This is a genomic window from Luteitalea sp. (assembly GCA_009377605.1).
GTDB lineage: Bacteria > Acidobacteriota > Vicinamibacteria > Vicinamibacterales > Vicinamibacteraceae > WHTT01.
On record WHTT01000118.1, the window covers coordinates 1 to 14,689 of the forward strand.

General features: G+C 63.6%; 19 protein-coding genes and 1 tRNA gene. 14 read left to right on the forward strand and 6 right to left on the reverse strand.

Going from position 1 to position 14,689, the window contains the following annotated elements:
* A partial coding sequence (locus tag GEV06_25410) for a DUF1080 domain-containing protein (protein MPZ21207.1) occupies window positions 1-214 on the reverse strand: 214 nt, incomplete at its 3' end.
* Window positions 215-542: 328 nt separating this feature from the next.
* Here GEV06_25410 and GEV06_25415 point away from each other — a divergent pair.
* From GEV06_25415 to GEV06_25480, 14 genes are all read left to right on the forward strand, one after another.
* Window positions 543-1,403, forward strand: a complete 861-nt coding sequence (locus tag GEV06_25415) for a tyrosine-type recombinase/integrase (GenBank protein ID MPZ21208.1) — start codon at window positions 543-545, stop codon at window positions 1,401-1,403.
* 8 nt (window positions 1,404-1,411) lie between these two features.
* Window positions 1,412-1,672 (forward strand): DUF4160 domain-containing protein, encoded by a 261-nt coding sequence (locus GEV06_25420; protein MPZ21209.1) that lies wholly within the window; start codon window positions 1,412-1,414, stop codon window positions 1,670-1,672.
* Between the two features lie 5 nt (window positions 1,673-1,677).
* Complete coding sequence (locus tag GEV06_25425) at window positions 1,678-1,953, forward strand: DUF2442 domain-containing protein (protein ID MPZ21210.1); 276 nt, start codon at window positions 1,678-1,680, stop codon at window positions 1,951-1,953.
* 553 nt (window positions 1,954-2,506) lie between these two features.
* Complete coding sequence (locus tag GEV06_25430) at window positions 2,507-3,601, forward strand: hypothetical protein (protein MPZ21211.1); 1,095 nt, start codon at window positions 2,507-2,509, stop codon at window positions 3,599-3,601.
* Window positions 3,598-4,053, forward strand: a complete 456-nt coding sequence (locus GEV06_25435; protein ID MPZ21212.1) for a hypothetical protein — start codon at window positions 3,598-3,600, stop codon at window positions 4,051-4,053. The genes GEV06_25430 and GEV06_25435 overlap by 4 nt, the downstream gene beginning before the upstream one ends.
* Window positions 4,054-4,099: 46 nt before the next feature.
* A complete protein-coding gene (locus GEV06_25440; GenBank protein MPZ21213.1) occupies window positions 4,100-4,765 on the forward strand; it encodes a hypothetical protein in 666 nt (221 codons plus the stop codon).
* A gap of 468 nt (window positions 4,766-5,233) precedes the next feature.
* On the forward strand, window positions 5,234-6,091 hold the full coding sequence (locus GEV06_25445) for a hypothetical protein (GenBank protein MPZ21214.1): 858 nt from the start codon (window positions 5,234-5,236) through the stop codon (window positions 6,089-6,091).
* 412 nt (window positions 6,092-6,503) lie between these two features.
* Window positions 6,504-7,079, forward strand: a complete 576-nt coding sequence (locus tag GEV06_25450) for a hypothetical protein (GenBank protein MPZ21215.1) — start codon at window positions 6,504-6,506, stop codon at window positions 7,077-7,079.
* Between the two features lie 91 nt (window positions 7,080-7,170).
* On the forward strand, window positions 7,171-8,145 hold the full coding sequence (locus GEV06_25455; protein MPZ21216.1) for a hypothetical protein: 975 nt from the start codon (window positions 7,171-7,173) through the stop codon (window positions 8,143-8,145).
* Window positions 8,146-8,275: 130 nt separating this feature from the next.
* Window positions 8,276-8,767, forward strand: a complete 492-nt coding sequence (locus GEV06_25460) for a hypothetical protein (protein MPZ21217.1) — start codon at window positions 8,276-8,278, stop codon at window positions 8,765-8,767.
* A gap of 66 nt (window positions 8,768-8,833) precedes the next feature.
* Window positions 8,834-9,910, forward strand: coding sequence for a hypothetical protein (locus GEV06_25465; GenBank protein MPZ21218.1), 1,077 nt, complete (start codon window positions 8,834-8,836; stop codon window positions 9,908-9,910).
* A complete protein-coding gene (locus GEV06_25470; protein ID MPZ21219.1) occupies window positions 9,897-10,685 on the forward strand; it encodes a hypothetical protein in 789 nt (262 codons plus the stop codon). Before GEV06_25465 ends, GEV06_25470 begins: the two co-directional genes overlap by 14 nt.
* 38 nt (window positions 10,686-10,723) lie before the next feature.
* Window positions 10,724-11,167 (forward strand): hypothetical protein, encoded by a 444-nt coding sequence (locus GEV06_25475; protein MPZ21220.1) that lies wholly within the window; start codon window positions 10,724-10,726, stop codon window positions 11,165-11,167.
* A gap of 1,244 nt (window positions 11,168-12,411) precedes the next feature.
* Window positions 12,412-12,582: a hypothetical protein gene (locus tag GEV06_25480; GenBank protein ID MPZ21221.1), complete on the forward strand. Its 171-nt coding sequence runs from the start codon at window positions 12,412-12,414 to the stop codon at window positions 12,580-12,582.
* Window positions 12,583-12,607: 25 nt separating this feature from the next.
* Here GEV06_25480 and GEV06_25485 read toward each other — a convergent pair whose 3' ends face one another.
* From GEV06_25485 to GEV06_25505, 5 genes are all read right to left on the reverse strand, one after another.
* The gene (locus GEV06_25485; protein ID MPZ21222.1) at window positions 12,608-13,165 is read right to left on the reverse strand and encodes a hypothetical protein; all 558 of its coding nucleotides are present in this window, start codon (window positions 13,163-13,165) and stop codon (window positions 12,608-12,610) included.
* Between the two features lie 3 nt (window positions 13,166-13,168).
* Window positions 13,169-13,375 carry a hypothetical protein gene (locus tag GEV06_25490; GenBank protein MPZ21223.1) on the reverse strand — a complete coding sequence of 69 codons (207 nt, stop codon included), beginning with the start codon at window positions 13,373-13,375 and terminating at the stop codon, window positions 13,169-13,171.
* Complete coding sequence (locus GEV06_25495; GenBank protein MPZ21224.1) at window positions 13,372-14,058, reverse strand: hypothetical protein; 687 nt, start codon at window positions 14,056-14,058, stop codon at window positions 13,372-13,374. Before GEV06_25495 ends, GEV06_25490 begins: the two co-directional genes overlap by 4 nt.
* Before the next feature lie 114 nt (window positions 14,059-14,172).
* Window positions 14,173-14,249 (reverse strand) — tRNA-Pro (locus GEV06_25500).
* 100 nt (window positions 14,250-14,349) lie between these two features.
* The coding region (locus GEV06_25505; GenBank protein MPZ21225.1) for an FtsX-like permease family protein at window positions 14,350-14,689 on the reverse strand (340 nt) is incomplete at its 5' end.

Genomic DNA, 14,689 nt, shown 5'->3' on the forward strand with positions numbered 1-14,689 from the left:
ACGTGTACTCGACCACGAGGTGATAGTCCCTGTAGGCCTGGCGCGTGCCCAGGTAGCCGTGCCTCTCGCCCGAGATTCGCAGGAGGCCGTCGGCGGCCGTGAAGACCGTCCCGGGATCTTCGTAGTGCGTGTCCTTCAACCAGCCGTACAGCCCGTCGAGGTCTCGCCCGTTGAAGAGGCGGATCGTTCTGTCGGGCGTGATCGCCGCCGACATGGACGCAGCGGGCGGCTGCAGGCCGGCCCCGGCGGCGTCGGCCAGCGCGCGGCCGCGTGTGAGATGCCAGCCCGCGCCCGCAATCGGGGCGGCGAGTGACGCTTGGATGAATCGTCGTCGAGATCATGTCATGACCCTGCTGGTTGGTCCACGAGCGCATCCGCCGCCGCCGACCCGTTCGGCGCCGTCGGGCGCTCGCCGGCCGGAAGCGACCCGCTACAGAGGAGCGCGATAGCCAGAACCAACGGTGGCAGGCGGAAAGGCATTCGGAAATCGTGTCGTCCGACTTCTGTTGACAACGCAAGAAAGCTTAGAGGAGCGGACGCCAATGGTCAACGCCCTGCCCGCACGCCCTGCCCGCACGAATGAGCGACGCGGGAAACTTGATACAGTGAGTCGAACTTCCCGCTCTCAGGGGCTTGAGTCGTATGATGCGCGACCCCATCCTGGATTCGGCCGACGAGTCGATCCATACGCTGCGGACGAGGGCGCCCGGTCCCAGCGGTCGCCTGTCGCTCCAGCCGGATCAACTGAGCGCAATGGCCAGCGGCGATCTCTTCGGCTGGACGCAGAACGCCGGCATGGGCTGGAATCCGGCCGGGCTGCTCGGCAAGCCATTTCTGATCCTCAGCACCCAAGGCGGCATACGGGCGCCAGACGGTGCGCCCATCGCGCTCGGCTACCACCCGGGGCATTGGGAGGTCAGCCCGCTGATGGAGGAGGCGGCGCGCACGCTCGCGGCCACGGAAGCGGTACCCTTTGCCGCGTACGTCAGCGACCCCTGCGACGGGCGGACCAACGGCACGGCCGGCATGCTCGACAGCCTGCCGTATCGCAACGATGCCGCCGTCGTGAACGCGCGATCTTCGTATTCGAGAACCGTCGAGGTGCTGGGTCGATCGCACACCGTGGCAAGAAGGCCGCGGCGATTCTGTGTCGGCCGCTATCCTTCGAGTTCCAGGCGCACGATCTGCGGCGCACGGCTGCCACACGGATGGCCGAGGCGGGTGTCCCGCGCGACCACATCGCAAAGGTCCTCAATCATCTCGAAGGCGGGCCCGCCGCGACTCGAGTGTACGATCGGTATGCCTACGATGCGGAGAAGCGGGACGCGCTGGAACGCTGGGCCAGACGTCTGACGGCCATCGTCGAAGGCACGACAAGGAAGGTGGTTCACATTGCGCGCTGAGAGGCTCCGTGCCTGAGGTCTCCCGATTCTTTGGAATCATCATCTCTCTGAACTACAACGATCATCCGCCGCCTCACTTTCATGTCCGGTATGCTGAGCAGAAGGCAACGGTGACGATCGAATCGCTGACAATCCTCGAAGGGGACCTGTCGCCGCGTGTTCTGGGTCTTGTCGTGGAGTGGGCTTCAGCGCACCGGCAGGAACTGATGGACGATTGGAATCTGGCGCGACGGCAAGAGCCGCTGAAGCGGATCGCGCCATTGGAGTAGCGGCCATGCTGAGAGACGTCGTTTTCGTTGAACCACTCGCTGATCATCGCCTCCATGTCCAATTCGACGACGGTGTCGAGGGTGTCGTCGATGTCGCACAGCTGATTCAATTCACGGGGGTTTTCGAACCTCTGCGCGACCTGGCACTGTTCGCCCAGGCGAAAGTGCATCCGGAGCTTGGTACCGTCTGCTGGCCGAACGACGCCGACCTCGACTCGGAGGTCCTGTACGCGAGGGTTACCGGGAAGCCCATTCCGGAGTACGTGGCTGCGAAGGGGTAGCTCGCGCGGCCAGAACCGCGTCGGCGACTGGTGAAGGCCGTCTGGTGTTGAACGCCGCTATCCCGGGTGAGACAGCTCAGCCAGAGCTGTGTTGTGTCCTGAGCGACGCGCCCCGACCTTCGCGTCCCTCACATACGGTCTCTCGATGAATTCCACGACCTGCCCCGTCACATTGGCCAGAAGATCTCGTTGCCTTCGATTTCTTCGAAGCACTCCGCCGCCCTCAGGCCTCGGAAGACCGTAAACCAGCGCTGTGACCTATCGACTCGAAAACTGGTCGGGGCGACTGGATTCGAACCAGCGACCCCCTGCGCCCAAGGCGAAAGAACCCACACAACTCGGGGCAGCGGGAGACCGCTGCCCCTCGTGTTTCTTAGGAAATGTCCAACTTGGGGCAACTGCAGGAAACCGCGAGCCGCTACCGATTGTCAGCCAATTGTCATCCAACGGCTGATTGAAGACCCTCTCCCGAACGCTCGTCTCAATCGACAGATCCTGACCTGCAGTCGCCTGCCATCTCGCCTCCAGTTCACATCGGAAAGGTGGTACGCGTATGGATTTCGATCCTCGTGACTACGATTCGCGAGACGACGAGCGGCACTCGCACACGCCGAGTCGCGGCGGCCGCAGCGGCTCCAGCGATCGCGATCGTGATGACGACTGGAGCCAACCTGCGACACGCCCCCGCGATCGCGATGACGATGATGCGCGGTCGCTCGGACGTGGTCCTGGAAACGACCGGCAAGGGTCAGACGAGCACGGACGCGATCGCGATGACGATCCCCGATGGGCCGACCGAGATCGCGACGATCGAGAACGCGATCGCGAGGTCCCGGATGCATTCAGCCGACATGTTCACCTGCCTCGCGGACCTGCGCGCGAGCTCGTTCACGACCGCGATCGCGAATACACCTTGCGCGGCTCCGAATCCCGAACGCTCGCGACCGTTGGTGCATTCCGAGTGGTCTCCAGTCGTGATCTCCGAGACCACGATGAGAGCCCGGCTGATCCACGGTCCGGCGACCTGCGACACCTGCGCGAACAAGGGTTGATCGAGACCACGCGCGTGCCCGGGTACCGCGACCATGCGGTGAGCCTGACGAAGGACGGGCGCAGCCTCCTTGAGAGCCACCGCGATCACGATCACGAGCACTCGCAGACGTTCTACGCGGGCTTGGGGCGCGAACGTGAACTCGAACACGACCTTCAGGTCTATCGCGCGTACGAACAGGCCGAGGACCGTCTCCTGGACCGCGGTGCGCTCATCGAGCGCGTCGTCCTCGACCACGAGCTGAAGAGCGAGTACCAGCGCTGGCTCCACGAGCGGGACAAGGACCACGACGACTACGACGGCCATCCGGATCGCACGCCCGATGAGATTCGCGAATGGGCGTACGAACACGACCTGCCGTACTTCGATGACGAGGCCCACTTCCCCGACGTCCGCGTCGAGTACCAGGAGCCCGATGGCCGATGGGAGCACGAGGATATTGAGGTCGTCACGCCGCACTATCGCGGTGCCCACGGCGCGAGCGTGGCGCGCTCGGGCTTCTCCTGTTATCGCGGATTGAGCCTGCGCCTCTCGACCAGCGGCGCCGGGCGACGCGGCGGGCGCAACGGCGGCCTGGCCCAGGAGCTTTGGCGATGACGCAAGAGGAGCGCATTCGGGCCGTCATCGACTGCGGCTTCACCGAACGCCAGGCGCGGTTCCTCGTGCTGGTGATGCGCCATGGCGGCGTCTGCATCCCGAGGCAGTATGCAAGCTTCGCCGGGATTGCGAACGGCGGCCGGCGATGCAACGCGTTTTTCGACAAGCTGGTCAAGCGAGGGTATGCCCACGAGATCCGATGTGTGCACAACCGCGCGCGGGTCTATCATGTCCATCACAAGCCGCTGTATTTCCTCATCGGGGAAGCGTCGAGCCGCTACCGCCGGGCGGTGTCGCCGCGGGTCGCGGTCGAGCGCCTGATGCTGCTGGACGCCGTCCTCGCCGTTGGCGACGTCGAGTGGCTGACCACCGCTGCCGAGAAGGCCGCATACCTCGAAGGACTGAAGGCCAAAGCGACCGACGACAGGCCGCAAGGAACCCACGAGCGATGAGGCGCGGCCCCGGCCTTCGTCACTCCCATCTGCAGTCCCGATCGCCGTGGCCGCCGACGGCCGCACACTGTTGCCGTACCTGGCGAGTGAGCCGACCACGGAGACGTTCAGGACCTTCCTTCAGACCCACGCCGAGCTGCTGAGAGTCGCTCCCATCTGGACGATCAGAATCGTGTTTCCACGCCCGCTCGACCATGCCTACGACGCATATCAGGCGGTCATCCATGAAGAGCTCGAGTCACCCTTGCACTCCGCAACGATTGGCGAGCTGCAATCGTATTTTGAACTCCGCCTCGAGGCCGCTCGCGGAGAACCCATGCATCCCTTGAACCAGGGCTTCCTGAGGAAGGGCCATGAGGTGTTCGCGGCGACGCGGTTCACCGCGATGTATCACCGCTGGCTGAAGCACGGAAACGCGGTCTTCGCAGGCCCATCGTCACCCGCGATCGCTGAGGCATTGAACAGCGGTCGAGGGCGTGTGGAGTCAGTCGTGTTGCCGCATTTCTATCGTCATCTTTCTCCCCTGGTTGCTGACACACCGGCGCGACCCGAGCTGGTAGACAAGGGGTTGAGGAGGGGGCCGCGAGGGGGGCCACTGCGATCGCACGGCGTTAACCCCCGTCCTCAACCCCCTGCCGAGGAACCTCAGCTCAGCGTCCGTGAGCAGTGTGAGCGCGACTGGCATCGTCTGAACGAGTACTACAAGGCGTAGAAAGCGCAGGGAGTTAAGCCGTGAGCCGCGCGACGGCCGCCGGCGTCGTGGGGCGGCGTTCTGTGCCGCCCCTGGACTGCGGTTCTGTCAGCGCAGGTACGGAACCGAGACGTGAACGACCCCGCCTCCCGCCCCGGAGTGTGACCCCGAGGGCGGCCCAGGGGTCGTTCACGTCTCGGTTCCGCGTGTCAGTGTTCGCGTGTCGATGTGGGGCGGCAGCGTCGTGGTTGAGGGCCATCGCGCGGCGTGTTTGCGTGCAGGATTCTGGCCGAGTTTTGAGCGCTCGAAATGCTCGCCTGACAGCGAATGCCGAGCGCGCAATGTGGACCGCAAACGTGTCGGCAACCACGCCTCGATCGTCCCCGCACAATCCGGTCACGTCGGCCGCTGACGAATCCGACGCCGCGCGCCAATTCGGACCATGCGGTGTTGCACGCGCGCGCCGGACGATGGGAACCTCAGAGAAGGATGGACGAGCGTCAAGAGAAGCGTCTCACGGGTCGTGAGCTCGACGCGCTGTTTGACCGGCTGTTTCCGCACGGATTCGCCGGCGCAAATGTGCTCGCGGAGATCGCGCCGGAAGGCTGGGAGCGTTCACCGCTTCTGGCGTGCTTTCACCCGTCTGTGGAGCAGCTTTTCGAGGAGCGAGCGACGATTCACCGCAACCTGGAAGAATGGCGCCGTCTGGGACGCCGGCGCGAGGGCACGGCGGCACTCGAGCCGCGGCCCGAACCTACGCTTGAAGACGTCCGCCGCGAGCACGAACCGTCGCCGGTAAACGTGGAAGAGGAAGTTACCGAGCTGGTCGGCCTGTGTCTGTGGGACATCTTCTCGGACAACCACGATGTCATTGCCGCCGACGGACGTTTAGCCGACATCGGATCATTTCGGGGCGCCGGTGCGTTCCTGGACCAGTACCTCACGCGCGACCAGGAGGGCTGGAAAGACGGCGACTACATGCGGTTCTACATGGGAACGATCTGGATTTCCCGACGCGCCGATCTGACGCCCGTCTACGCAATGATCTTCCGGCGTCTCACGATGGTGGGCGCCGACTGGGTGTACCACTTCCCGGAAATCGGGATCGTCGAGCTCGCACCCGCGGACGACACGGACAAAGCGGGCGATAGGTATTCGGTGTCGCAGGCCGCAGTCGCCGAGCTCGAGGCACAGCAACGTCGTGTCGAGGTCGAGCGGTTCCGGGCGGAGCTGCGCGACGCGAATGCGCGCGCGCGCGAGGAGGCGATGGACCGACCACCGCCTGCGACGGTGCGCGCCTACGGTGCGGTGTACGGGCGCGACCCACGCGGCTGGCCTCCGGCATGAAAACCGGCGCGCATTACGCGTCCGTTCCCGCGTTTCGAGGTCAGCCAGGTCCGGACCGCGCACGCCGCGAACTGGCACCGCTGCGACGCTCTGACTATCCGATTGTGCGGGAGCGATGGCGCGCGTCAAGGCTTCCCTCCTCCGTCGGCGCTTCGCGGCCTTGACCCGCGCCATGCGCTCCCGGAGTTGGCATTTATCGGAGCGTCGCTCAAGAGCGCGTCGTACGCCTTCTCGCGGCTCGGAGCGGCGTTCCAAGACTGGATGTTCTACGCCGTCTGCAATCATGTCGTCATTTTGCACCGCAGAATGACGACATAATCGCAGCCGGGCGGTTCTGGCATTCGGCACGCCCCGAGCGAGGTGACTGACGAGCAGCGGCCGTCTGGATGAACAATCGGCGCCGACACACACGATGACAATACTCAGGTCCATTCTCGAGCGCGGCTACTTCCCGAAAGAACTGCCTCCTGCGTTTTTCACGGAGGCGTTCGCCGCGTACGCATCGACCAAGACGGGCCGGGCGGCATTGGACGACTACAAGGCAGCCGAGGGCTTTACGGAATGCGTCGGGTTCGACCTTGCGCTTCCCGGCGTGGCGCGGCGGCCTTTGCGGATTCCTCATCCGGTTCACTTCGTGAAGCTCGCGCGGCTGACGTCGAAGAACTTCAGGAGGCTGCTCACGAAGTCCGCGTCGCCGTTCTCGAAGAGCCGTCCAATCTACAGCGTCGGCCGGTTCCGAGCGATCAATCCGAATGTCCGCCCAGCGAATCTCGCCCGTGAGCGGGCCGCGAGCAGAGCGGGCGCGTCACACCTCGTGAGGCTTGACGTAAGCCACTTCTATCCGTCGCTTTACACGCATGCCGTCGGTTGGGCCGTCGATCCGCGGCTTCCTGCTCGGGGAGGTGGTGCTAGCGCAGATCGATCGCCACGTGAGACTGCCCCGAGAGCGTTGCTATCGCTGGTTCGACGATTTCGAGATCGCGTGTGACTCGCGGGAGCAAGCCGAGGCTGTTCTCGCAACGCTGAACAAGGCGCTGCGGTCGTTCAATCTGCGACCAAACGCGAAGAAGACGGAGATCGTGAATCTTCCGGTTCCATCGCAGGAGGATTGGCAGCAGGCAGCGGCGGAGCAGCTGCGGAGACGTATCAATACCCCAAATGACATGGTTGCTTTTTTCGACAGCGCATTCCGAATTCGCGAGCAATCCCCAGCATCGCCGGTCCTGATGTACGCGCTGGGCTCGCTGTTCAAGATCGCTGACCCGGGACTCGAGGCGGGGCGGGTAGCGCAAAGTGGGATCTCGCAAGCGCTGCTCGCCGAGCCAGGAGCGGCGCAGAAAGCATTCGCGCTGCTGACTTACTGGTCCTTAAACGGTTTCGCCGTTGATCGTCGGCTTTTGGTCTCGACGATTAATCAGATGATTCACTGCCACGCGGCGTTGGGCGTCAGCAGCGATGTCGCGTGGGCCCTTGCGTTCGCAATCGAGCAAGGCATGGAGCTAGATGCGAAGGCGGCCAAGGTGCTCGCCGGGTGCGAAGACGATTGCGTGCTAATTCTGGCTCTGGATGCGTACGTGCGCGGTCTGATTCCGAAGGGGTGTTCGCTCAAGCAGGTCGATGCGTTCCTGGCTTCCGCAACCCTGGAGGGAGAGCACTGGCTGGCCGCGTACGAGAGCGTAAGGCAGGGTTTCCGGGCGGTGTGCGCGACCATGGTCGGCTCGAACCCGCTGTTTGCAGATATGCTGGCGCGGAAGATCACGTTCTATCGTCAGAAGCTGCCCGTCTATGCCAGCGTGATCCATCAAGGCGGCGCGCCGGAGTGGGTGGTCGCACGTTGGCTGGATGTTGTCACTGGCAGGGTGCAGCCGTCAGACGCTGAAGCGAAGGCGCAGGAGAAGATCGTGGTCCTCGCCATGCTCCGCGAGGCCGTCCCGTCGGCAGTGAAGGCGGAAGAGACTCCGCAACAGGCAGTGGCGACGTTGCTGGACACGGCGCAGCAGAGCCGGTCGGAGGTCGCAACGGAGCTGACCGATTACGAGCCCTACGGATCGTAGCGTCGAGCGAATGGTCGACGGGGCAGGCGCTGACGTAGCGCGTCCCCCGGCGCTGAGTGATGCAGATGGAGGCGGAGCTTTCGGATGCGCAAAGCAACGATTTCCGTTACTTTGTGCAGGCGAAACAGACATGGTCGTGCTCCGATGCACACAGAAGCTGCTCGCGCGGCTAAGACAGTCGGGGGATCTGCCGGCGATCGAGTCCAACACGCGGCTCGGCCACTGGTACGGCAACATCCTTCGAATCGGCGCTCGACAGCACCTGCTGTTCATCAGCGAGCGCTCGCGTCTTCCGGTCATCGTTCCACTCCGCGAGGCGAAACGACTGAGCACAGTGTTTCCGGAGGCGGTGTGCGACCGGCTCGCGGTCGTCGGCGTCACAGCCGCGGACATCGCCGAGGAACGCGCGCAGATGTCGGAGATGGTCTTCGGCCGAACCAGGAATCGGAGCCTGCTCGGGACGATTAACGACTTCGCGTTCATGGCACAGCGCGTCGACCGGTCGCGGGCAGCGCCTGAAACACCCGAGGAACTGATGAGCTTTCTTGCCGAGACGCCGATCCTTCCGTTGAAAGGCGCGCGGCCCATCGACCTGACGCGCGCCGCCTTCGGGACGAGGTAGCGCCTGCTGCCATATGTTCACGATATTGGCTTGTTCATTATTAATGAACATGCGATAATCACGAACATGGCCAGGCCAGCTCAGGCAGCCGATCTCAATTTCTACCGTCCGGCTCTCGATAAGTGGATGCCGAAGGCCGAGATCCGTCAGCCTGCCAAGCCCCTGGAGCGCTTCGACGGCGTTATCGCCTGGCGAGTCGCGGGCAAGACGATCCGCTACCTCGTCGAGGTGAAGCGTCACTTCCGCCACCAGGACGCCGCCGTCATCGCGGAGCAATTGAACCGCCGCCGCGCCGAATTGACCGGCACCCACCGAGGCGATCGGCTGCTCCTTCTCGCCCCGCACGTCCGCGCGCAGCAGGCAGCTGTCCTCGAACGGGCCGGCATCGACTACCTCGATCTCGCCGGCAACGTGCACCTGACCGTCCCCGGCGACTTCGTGCATGTCGAAGGCAGGCAGCCGCCGAAGGAACGAGTGACGGCTCCCACTCGGCCGCAGAAGGGCTGGATCAAGGCCGTCATGGCCCTCCTCATCCGTCCTGAACTAGTGAATGCGCCCTTCCGCCTCGTGGCGGAGGCAGCAGACGTCGCGCTCGGCACCGTCGCCAAGTGCATGCAGGACCTCACCGTCAGAGGGCTGCTGCGCGAACAGCAGGGCGAACGGACTATTGCCGATCGAGCGGCGCTTGTCGCGCTGTGGGTGCAGGCGTACATCGAAACTCTCCGTCCCGGCCTGAAGGAGAGGCGTTTCCAAGTTCGCGCTGACGACAAGCCACAACTCTGGGGACGACTTCAAACCGTGTTCGCCGAGCGGGAGCAGCGGTGGGCCTTGACAGGCGCCGACGCTGCGACGCGTCTCAACGGATTCTTCCGAGCGGAGGACACCGAAATCTACGCGCCGATTGCGGTGCTGAACGATCGCGAGGTTCAGAAGGCTCTTGTGGCCCAGCCCGCGGCTCGAGGGGGCAACCTGCTCGTCATCGAACCGCCCGGGCCGCTGGCGATCCCCGAAGCGATCGATGACACCATTCCTGCTGCCCCGGACATCCTGGCGTACGCGGAACTACGTTATCGAGGAACCGGGCAAGCCACAGAAGCGGCGGAGCTGCTCCTCCCAAGGGTGCTGGGCGATGCCACGGATTGAGCCCGCCCTCGTCCCCGTCGTCAGCGACCTCGCCCGCGGCCTCCGGGAGCTTGGCATTCCGTTCGGGGTAGTGGGGGCCCTGGTTCCGGAGCTGCTTCTCGACGCTCGCCCGGCACGGATGACCAACGATGCAGACGTCGCCGTCGTCGTGGCCAGCCTCGACGACTTCGAGTCGCTCAAGGACCGGCTCGCCGACTACGGCTTCGCTCGCACGCGCCTGCTGCACCGGATGCAACACCGTTCCGGCGGTCTGGTCGACCTGCTTCCGTTCAGCGAGTCCATTGCGCCCGAGGGCCGCCTCCAGCTCCAGGAAGGCTTCGTCCTCAACATGGCCGGTTTCCGCCACGTCGTCTCAAACGCCGTCGCCACAGCCATCGACGATGGCCCGACGCTGCCACTGGCGCCGTTGGCGCTTTACGTTCCTCTGAAACTTGTGGCGTTCGACGATCGAAAAGCGCCAAAGGACCTCGCCGGAGTCTTCCACTGCCTCGAGCACTACCTTGAAGACGACGAGCGCCGGTTCGGAGCCGAGCACGAAGGTGAGGGCGTCCCCTACGAGTACACCGGGGCGTATCTACTTGGCGTCGACGGCCGGCCGTTCCTCGATCCGCAACTCGCCGGCAGTGTCGTCAAGGTCCTCGACCGCTTCGCTGATCCCGACGCCGATGCCGTCGGCCTCGTCGCCAGAGAGCGCGGACGGATCTTACCGACCGACGACGAACGGGCGATCATCTTCGATCACTTTCGTTGGTATCGTTTTGGAGCCGGCCTGTAACCGGCCTGCGCGGAGCAGTGAGGGGATGGCGGAGAGCGATGGGCACACTGGTCGTCGTGGACTGTGAAGCGCCGTTTGGGGTTGGAGCGCCGTCCGTCGGCGACATGACCGAATTCGGTGCGGTCGACGTCAACGCGCTCCGGGAGGGGCGAGAGGAATCCTTCCACGGCACGGATTGCTCCGAGGACACGTTTCGCCGGTTCCGGGAGTGGCTGGCGCCGCGCATGCCCGTCGTCTTCGTCTCGGACAACCCTGCGTACGACTTCCAGTGGATCAACTTCTACTTCTGGAAGTACCTCGGCGAGAACCCGTTCGGACACTCCGGGCGGCGCATCGCGGACTTCTACGCCGGTCTGGTCGGCGACTTCCGCAACACGCAGAGATGGAAACGGCTGCGGCGAACGAAGCACGATCATCATCCAGTGCACGACGCGCTCGGTAACGCTGAGGCGCTGATTCGAATTCTCGACGGCGAACGGTGATCTCCGACCTGCGACGCTGTTAGCGCTCACAAGTCAAGCGGCCGTCAAATGCTCGCTTGTTTTCAACGGGGTGACACCCCCCGGGAGGGGGCAAAGGCCACCACCCGCCGGGGGCGTTGGGGGACTCCGTACACGTTCCGGAGCCCTAGGAGGGAGTCCACCGACACACTTGCCCGCACATTTTAAAAAGGAGCTAGCAGGGGGAGTCTGGGAAAGCACTGATTACCCACCCCACACGGTCCACCACGACCCAATCCAGCCGCCAGTGGTCTCTATCACCATTAGTAACAGCACTTCTACACATGTAAGTGGAGTCAATAGCCTACGATGGGGCCAGGGCGGGGCCCGACCGTCTGGTCATGTGGTGCGTACCCGTGCTGGCCACAGAACGTAACGAAATCCGTAACTTTACGCGACCATAACGGGCGAACGGGTTACGGGTGGGCGCTGGCCGTGAAATCCGTTCACTTGTCGCTAATTTCGTTCACCACGACGCTGGAGGCTGGCGAAACGGTCACGGCCGGCCTATGGCAGCGGTAAGCTCTTAAGAACTTGATTGAAAGCTCGGCGTAGGAGCCGTTTCGGGTGCATCTGGATAGGGGAAGGTCTCTCCTGAAGGGGTAACTGCCTTCCCTGGACGGTTCACGGCTGTACAGCACCGGAAACGGGCTCTAAATCGAATCGGAGGCGTCCGGCAAGGGGTAAGCTACCCTAGCTCTTCAGAATCGGTTTTAGGCCTGTCTAGGGCTGCCTTCTGTGGCTGCTATCGTCCCACCACGACCAACGACCCAGCCTTTGCGGGAGAACCAGGCATCTTGACGTGGCGTCTATGCTTATAGGACGATACTTGCCGTGTGGAACCTTCTTAATCGGATGAGGCGCCAGCAGCCGCAACAAATGACCATTGCGGTTGTCGTTGAACCGGACGGCGACCGTTATCACGCCTTCACGCCTGCCTTGCGTGGTATTCACGCGGATGGCGCTACCGAAGATGACGCGTTGCGTGAGATCGTTCCATTGATCTTCTCGCACGTCGCTTCCATGACGAAGCACGGAGAGGCTATCCAGCTTGGCCCCTCCCCCGAGATGGTTGAGCATCCGGACAGGCTTTCGGTTCCTCCGACAGCCCGCACCAGGAACGTTACACTTCCGTGGGCTTCCCTTCACACGTCTGGGGCCAGATAAAGAACATCACAGCCGGCGAGCTGTGTAAGGCCCTTCTTCGTGATGGTTGGGCCTGCGATATGAAGAGCGGCGGTTCCTCTCGAACCTTCATGAAGTCGGGTAGTCCACCCAAGCGCGTCTCGATTCACTATCACCCCAAGAAGACCTACGGGGCCAAGATGTTGCAAGGGCTCCTGGATGATATTGGCTGGACGGAAGTAGACCTATACCGTCTGAGGCTCGTGAAGTAGTGACCGTTAGTTTCTCTATCTGTCCCTACTTCCAGCATGAACGAACCCAGAACGGGCAAGCGCGACCCTGCTTTTTTCCCTCGTCTTCTGAAGCTTCCTGGCCACCGAGCCTACCTTCTGCTCGTAGCTGCTCAGCCAGGGCCCGACGCGCCTGCTCGCGAGCCAACTGTTCCTCGAAGGTCGGGGTTGGGGGCTCAGGGATATGGGCCGTCGCAGGCGCAGCGTAGGCGTGTGCCCGCTGCTGAGCACTGAGACCCTGCACGAGCGCGTCCCACTGCCGATTGGTCTCCTGCCGCTGAAGGTCGCTCAGGATCTGCCAGTGCTCCAGGCGGCGATTGAGGTCTGACCGTTGCTGCTGCCAACGCCATTGGTCGAAGAACCCTTCAAGCGCTTGCCGCTGCTGTTTCAACGGCTCGCGGCGGACGTCATCCAAAACGTGCGGGGCGCCGTGAATTAAAAGCCACTGGTCGTAGAAGTCGCTCGACTGTGCTGCGGCCCGTGTGGCGAACGTGGCCAATAGGCAGAGCGCGATCGTGATCGAAAGGGTGAGAGGGAGTCTCTCGCGTGGGTTGTGTGTGGTCATGGTTTAGTCTCCTAGCTTTGCCGGATAGTCGCTGGCCTGTGGTCGGACGTCGGTTGGGTCATCAATCGCGATCACGCGCATAACGCCCGCGCGAATCTGCTCGTACTGCTGTTCGGTCACCTGGACGTCGAGACGAATGAACGTCCCCTTGTGGTCCGTGAGGTGAATGACCAGTGGTCGTAGAGCACCTTGGCTCCCGACGTTCGTCATGGTCGGCAGCCTTGGAGCGAGCGGACGTAAGCGCGAAACACCAACCCCGTGATCGGATCGTGACCGAGCAGATCGTCGTTGCCGTCAGCGTCGAGATCGATGGCCGTGAGGTTCTGGTATGGCGTGAACGATCCGCTCAAGATGCAGTCCGGCAGCTCGATGCTTTGCACCACGAGCCACCATGCGCCCGTTGAGCGCTGAAACCAAAAGAGCGCGTCCGGACCGTCTTGGCGTTGGAGGCCGATCGTGTCGAGCGCTGCGGCAGGCCCCTGCTCGGTCACGATGCCGAACACGTCTCCAGGTGCGGGCTCAGGGACGGGCCGAAACGGCACATAGGCCGCTACGGGCCCGGGGCTGACGTTAGACGATGCAGAGCCGCCAGCAGCGATGCTGTCGTTTCCTCCAGGCGGGTCCGTTGGGGCCTGCGGCTCCTGTGACGGGATTGGGATGCACATCTGGCCCTGCGTCCTGTAGGGATCGAGCAGGTACCCGTCCGGGCATGTCGGGACGGGCGCAGGTGGTGCGGGCGGACCGGGCTTGGAGCAGACGATGGGGCCGCCGTGGTTTGGAGTCCTACAAACGGCTCCATCGTAGGCGTGGGCGCTGCCGGCGAGCACCAGGCCGATACCGAGCGCGAGACCGACAACGATAGACCGTGGGAACGAAGCGAGAGCGAGCGGCATGGTGATCGTCCTTTCTCTTTCTGGAACCAAATAATGAACCTGTCCAGGAAAGCGGACGATCAGAGGGAAACGGTGTTGCGGTGTGCCCTATTTGTGCCCTACAGGATGGTGAAGTGGTCGGGGCGACTGGATTCGAACCAGCGACCCCCTGCGCCCAAGGCAGGTGCGCTACCAGGCTGCGCTACGCCCCGACAACGAAGCTCCCTTGATTGTAGTGCATTTTCCAGCGGCTCACAGCGCTGCCGGTCCGGGCGTCTAGTCCCGTTCCTGATGCCGGTCCCTGATGACTCGCTATTCCTGGCGCAACGCGATCATCGGATCCACGGCGCTGGCACGGCGCGCTGGCACGTAGCACGCCACCAGGGCTGTGCTCAGAAGGACCAGACCGGCGACGAGTACCACGGGCAGGTCGAGCGCACCCGTTCCGTAGAGCATTGCCTGCATGGCGCGACCGAGAGCATACGCCCCGACAAGCCCCAAGACCAGGCCCCCTGCAGCGAGGGTCACGCCTTCTCGTAGAATCTGCAGCCGCACCTGACTGTGCCCAGCACCGAGCGCCATGCGCAGCCCGATCTCCGGTGTCCGCTGCGCGACCGTGAAGGCCATCACCGCATAGATGCCGAGCGCGGCC

Coding starts and splice junctions, on each gene's coding strand:
- GEV06_25480 (MPZ21221.1), top strand. CDS start 12,412: ATGAAGAGCGGCGGTTCCTCTCGAACCTTCATGAAGTCGGGTAGTCCA.
- GEV06_25485 (MPZ21222.1), bottom strand. CDS start 13,165: ATGACCACACACAACCCACGCGAGAGACTCCCTCTCACCCTTTCGATC.
- GEV06_25460 (MPZ21217.1), top strand. CDS start 8,276: ATGGTCGTGCTCCGATGCACACAGAAGCTGCTCGCGCGGCTAAGACAG.
- GEV06_25490 (MPZ21223.1), bottom strand. CDS start 13,375: ATGACGAACGTCGGGAGCCAAGGTGCTCTACGACCACTGGTCATTCAC.
- GEV06_25465 (MPZ21218.1), top strand. CDS start 8,834: ATGGCCAGGCCAGCTCAGGCAGCCGATCTCAATTTCTACCGTCCGGCT.
- GEV06_25415 (MPZ21208.1), top strand. CDS start 543: ATGGTCAACGCCCTGCCCGCACGCCCTGCCCGCACGAATGAGCGACGC.
- GEV06_25425 (MPZ21210.1), top strand. CDS start 1,678: ATGCTGAGAGACGTCGTTTTCGTTGAACCACTCGCTGATCATCGCCTC.
- GEV06_25450 (MPZ21215.1), top strand. CDS start 6,504: ATGACAATACTCAGGTCCATTCTCGAGCGCGGCTACTTCCCGAAAGAA.
- GEV06_25430 (MPZ21211.1), top strand. CDS start 2,507: ATGGATTTCGATCCTCGTGACTACGATTCGCGAGACGACGAGCGGCAC.
- GEV06_25495 (MPZ21224.1), bottom strand. CDS start 14,058: ATGCCGCTCGCTCTCGCTTCGTTCCCACGGTCTATCGTTGTCGGTCTC.
- GEV06_25435 (MPZ21212.1), top strand. CDS start 3,598: ATGACGCAAGAGGAGCGCATTCGGGCCGTCATCGACTGCGGCTTCACC.
- GEV06_25470 (MPZ21219.1), top strand. CDS start 9,897: ATGCCACGGATTGAGCCCGCCCTCGTCCCCGTCGTCAGCGACCTCGCC.
- GEV06_25445 (MPZ21214.1), top strand. CDS start 5,234: ATGGACGAGCGTCAAGAGAAGCGTCTCACGGGTCGTGAGCTCGACGCG.
- GEV06_25475 (MPZ21220.1), top strand. CDS start 10,724: ATGGGCACACTGGTCGTCGTGGACTGTGAAGCGCCGTTTGGGGTTGGA.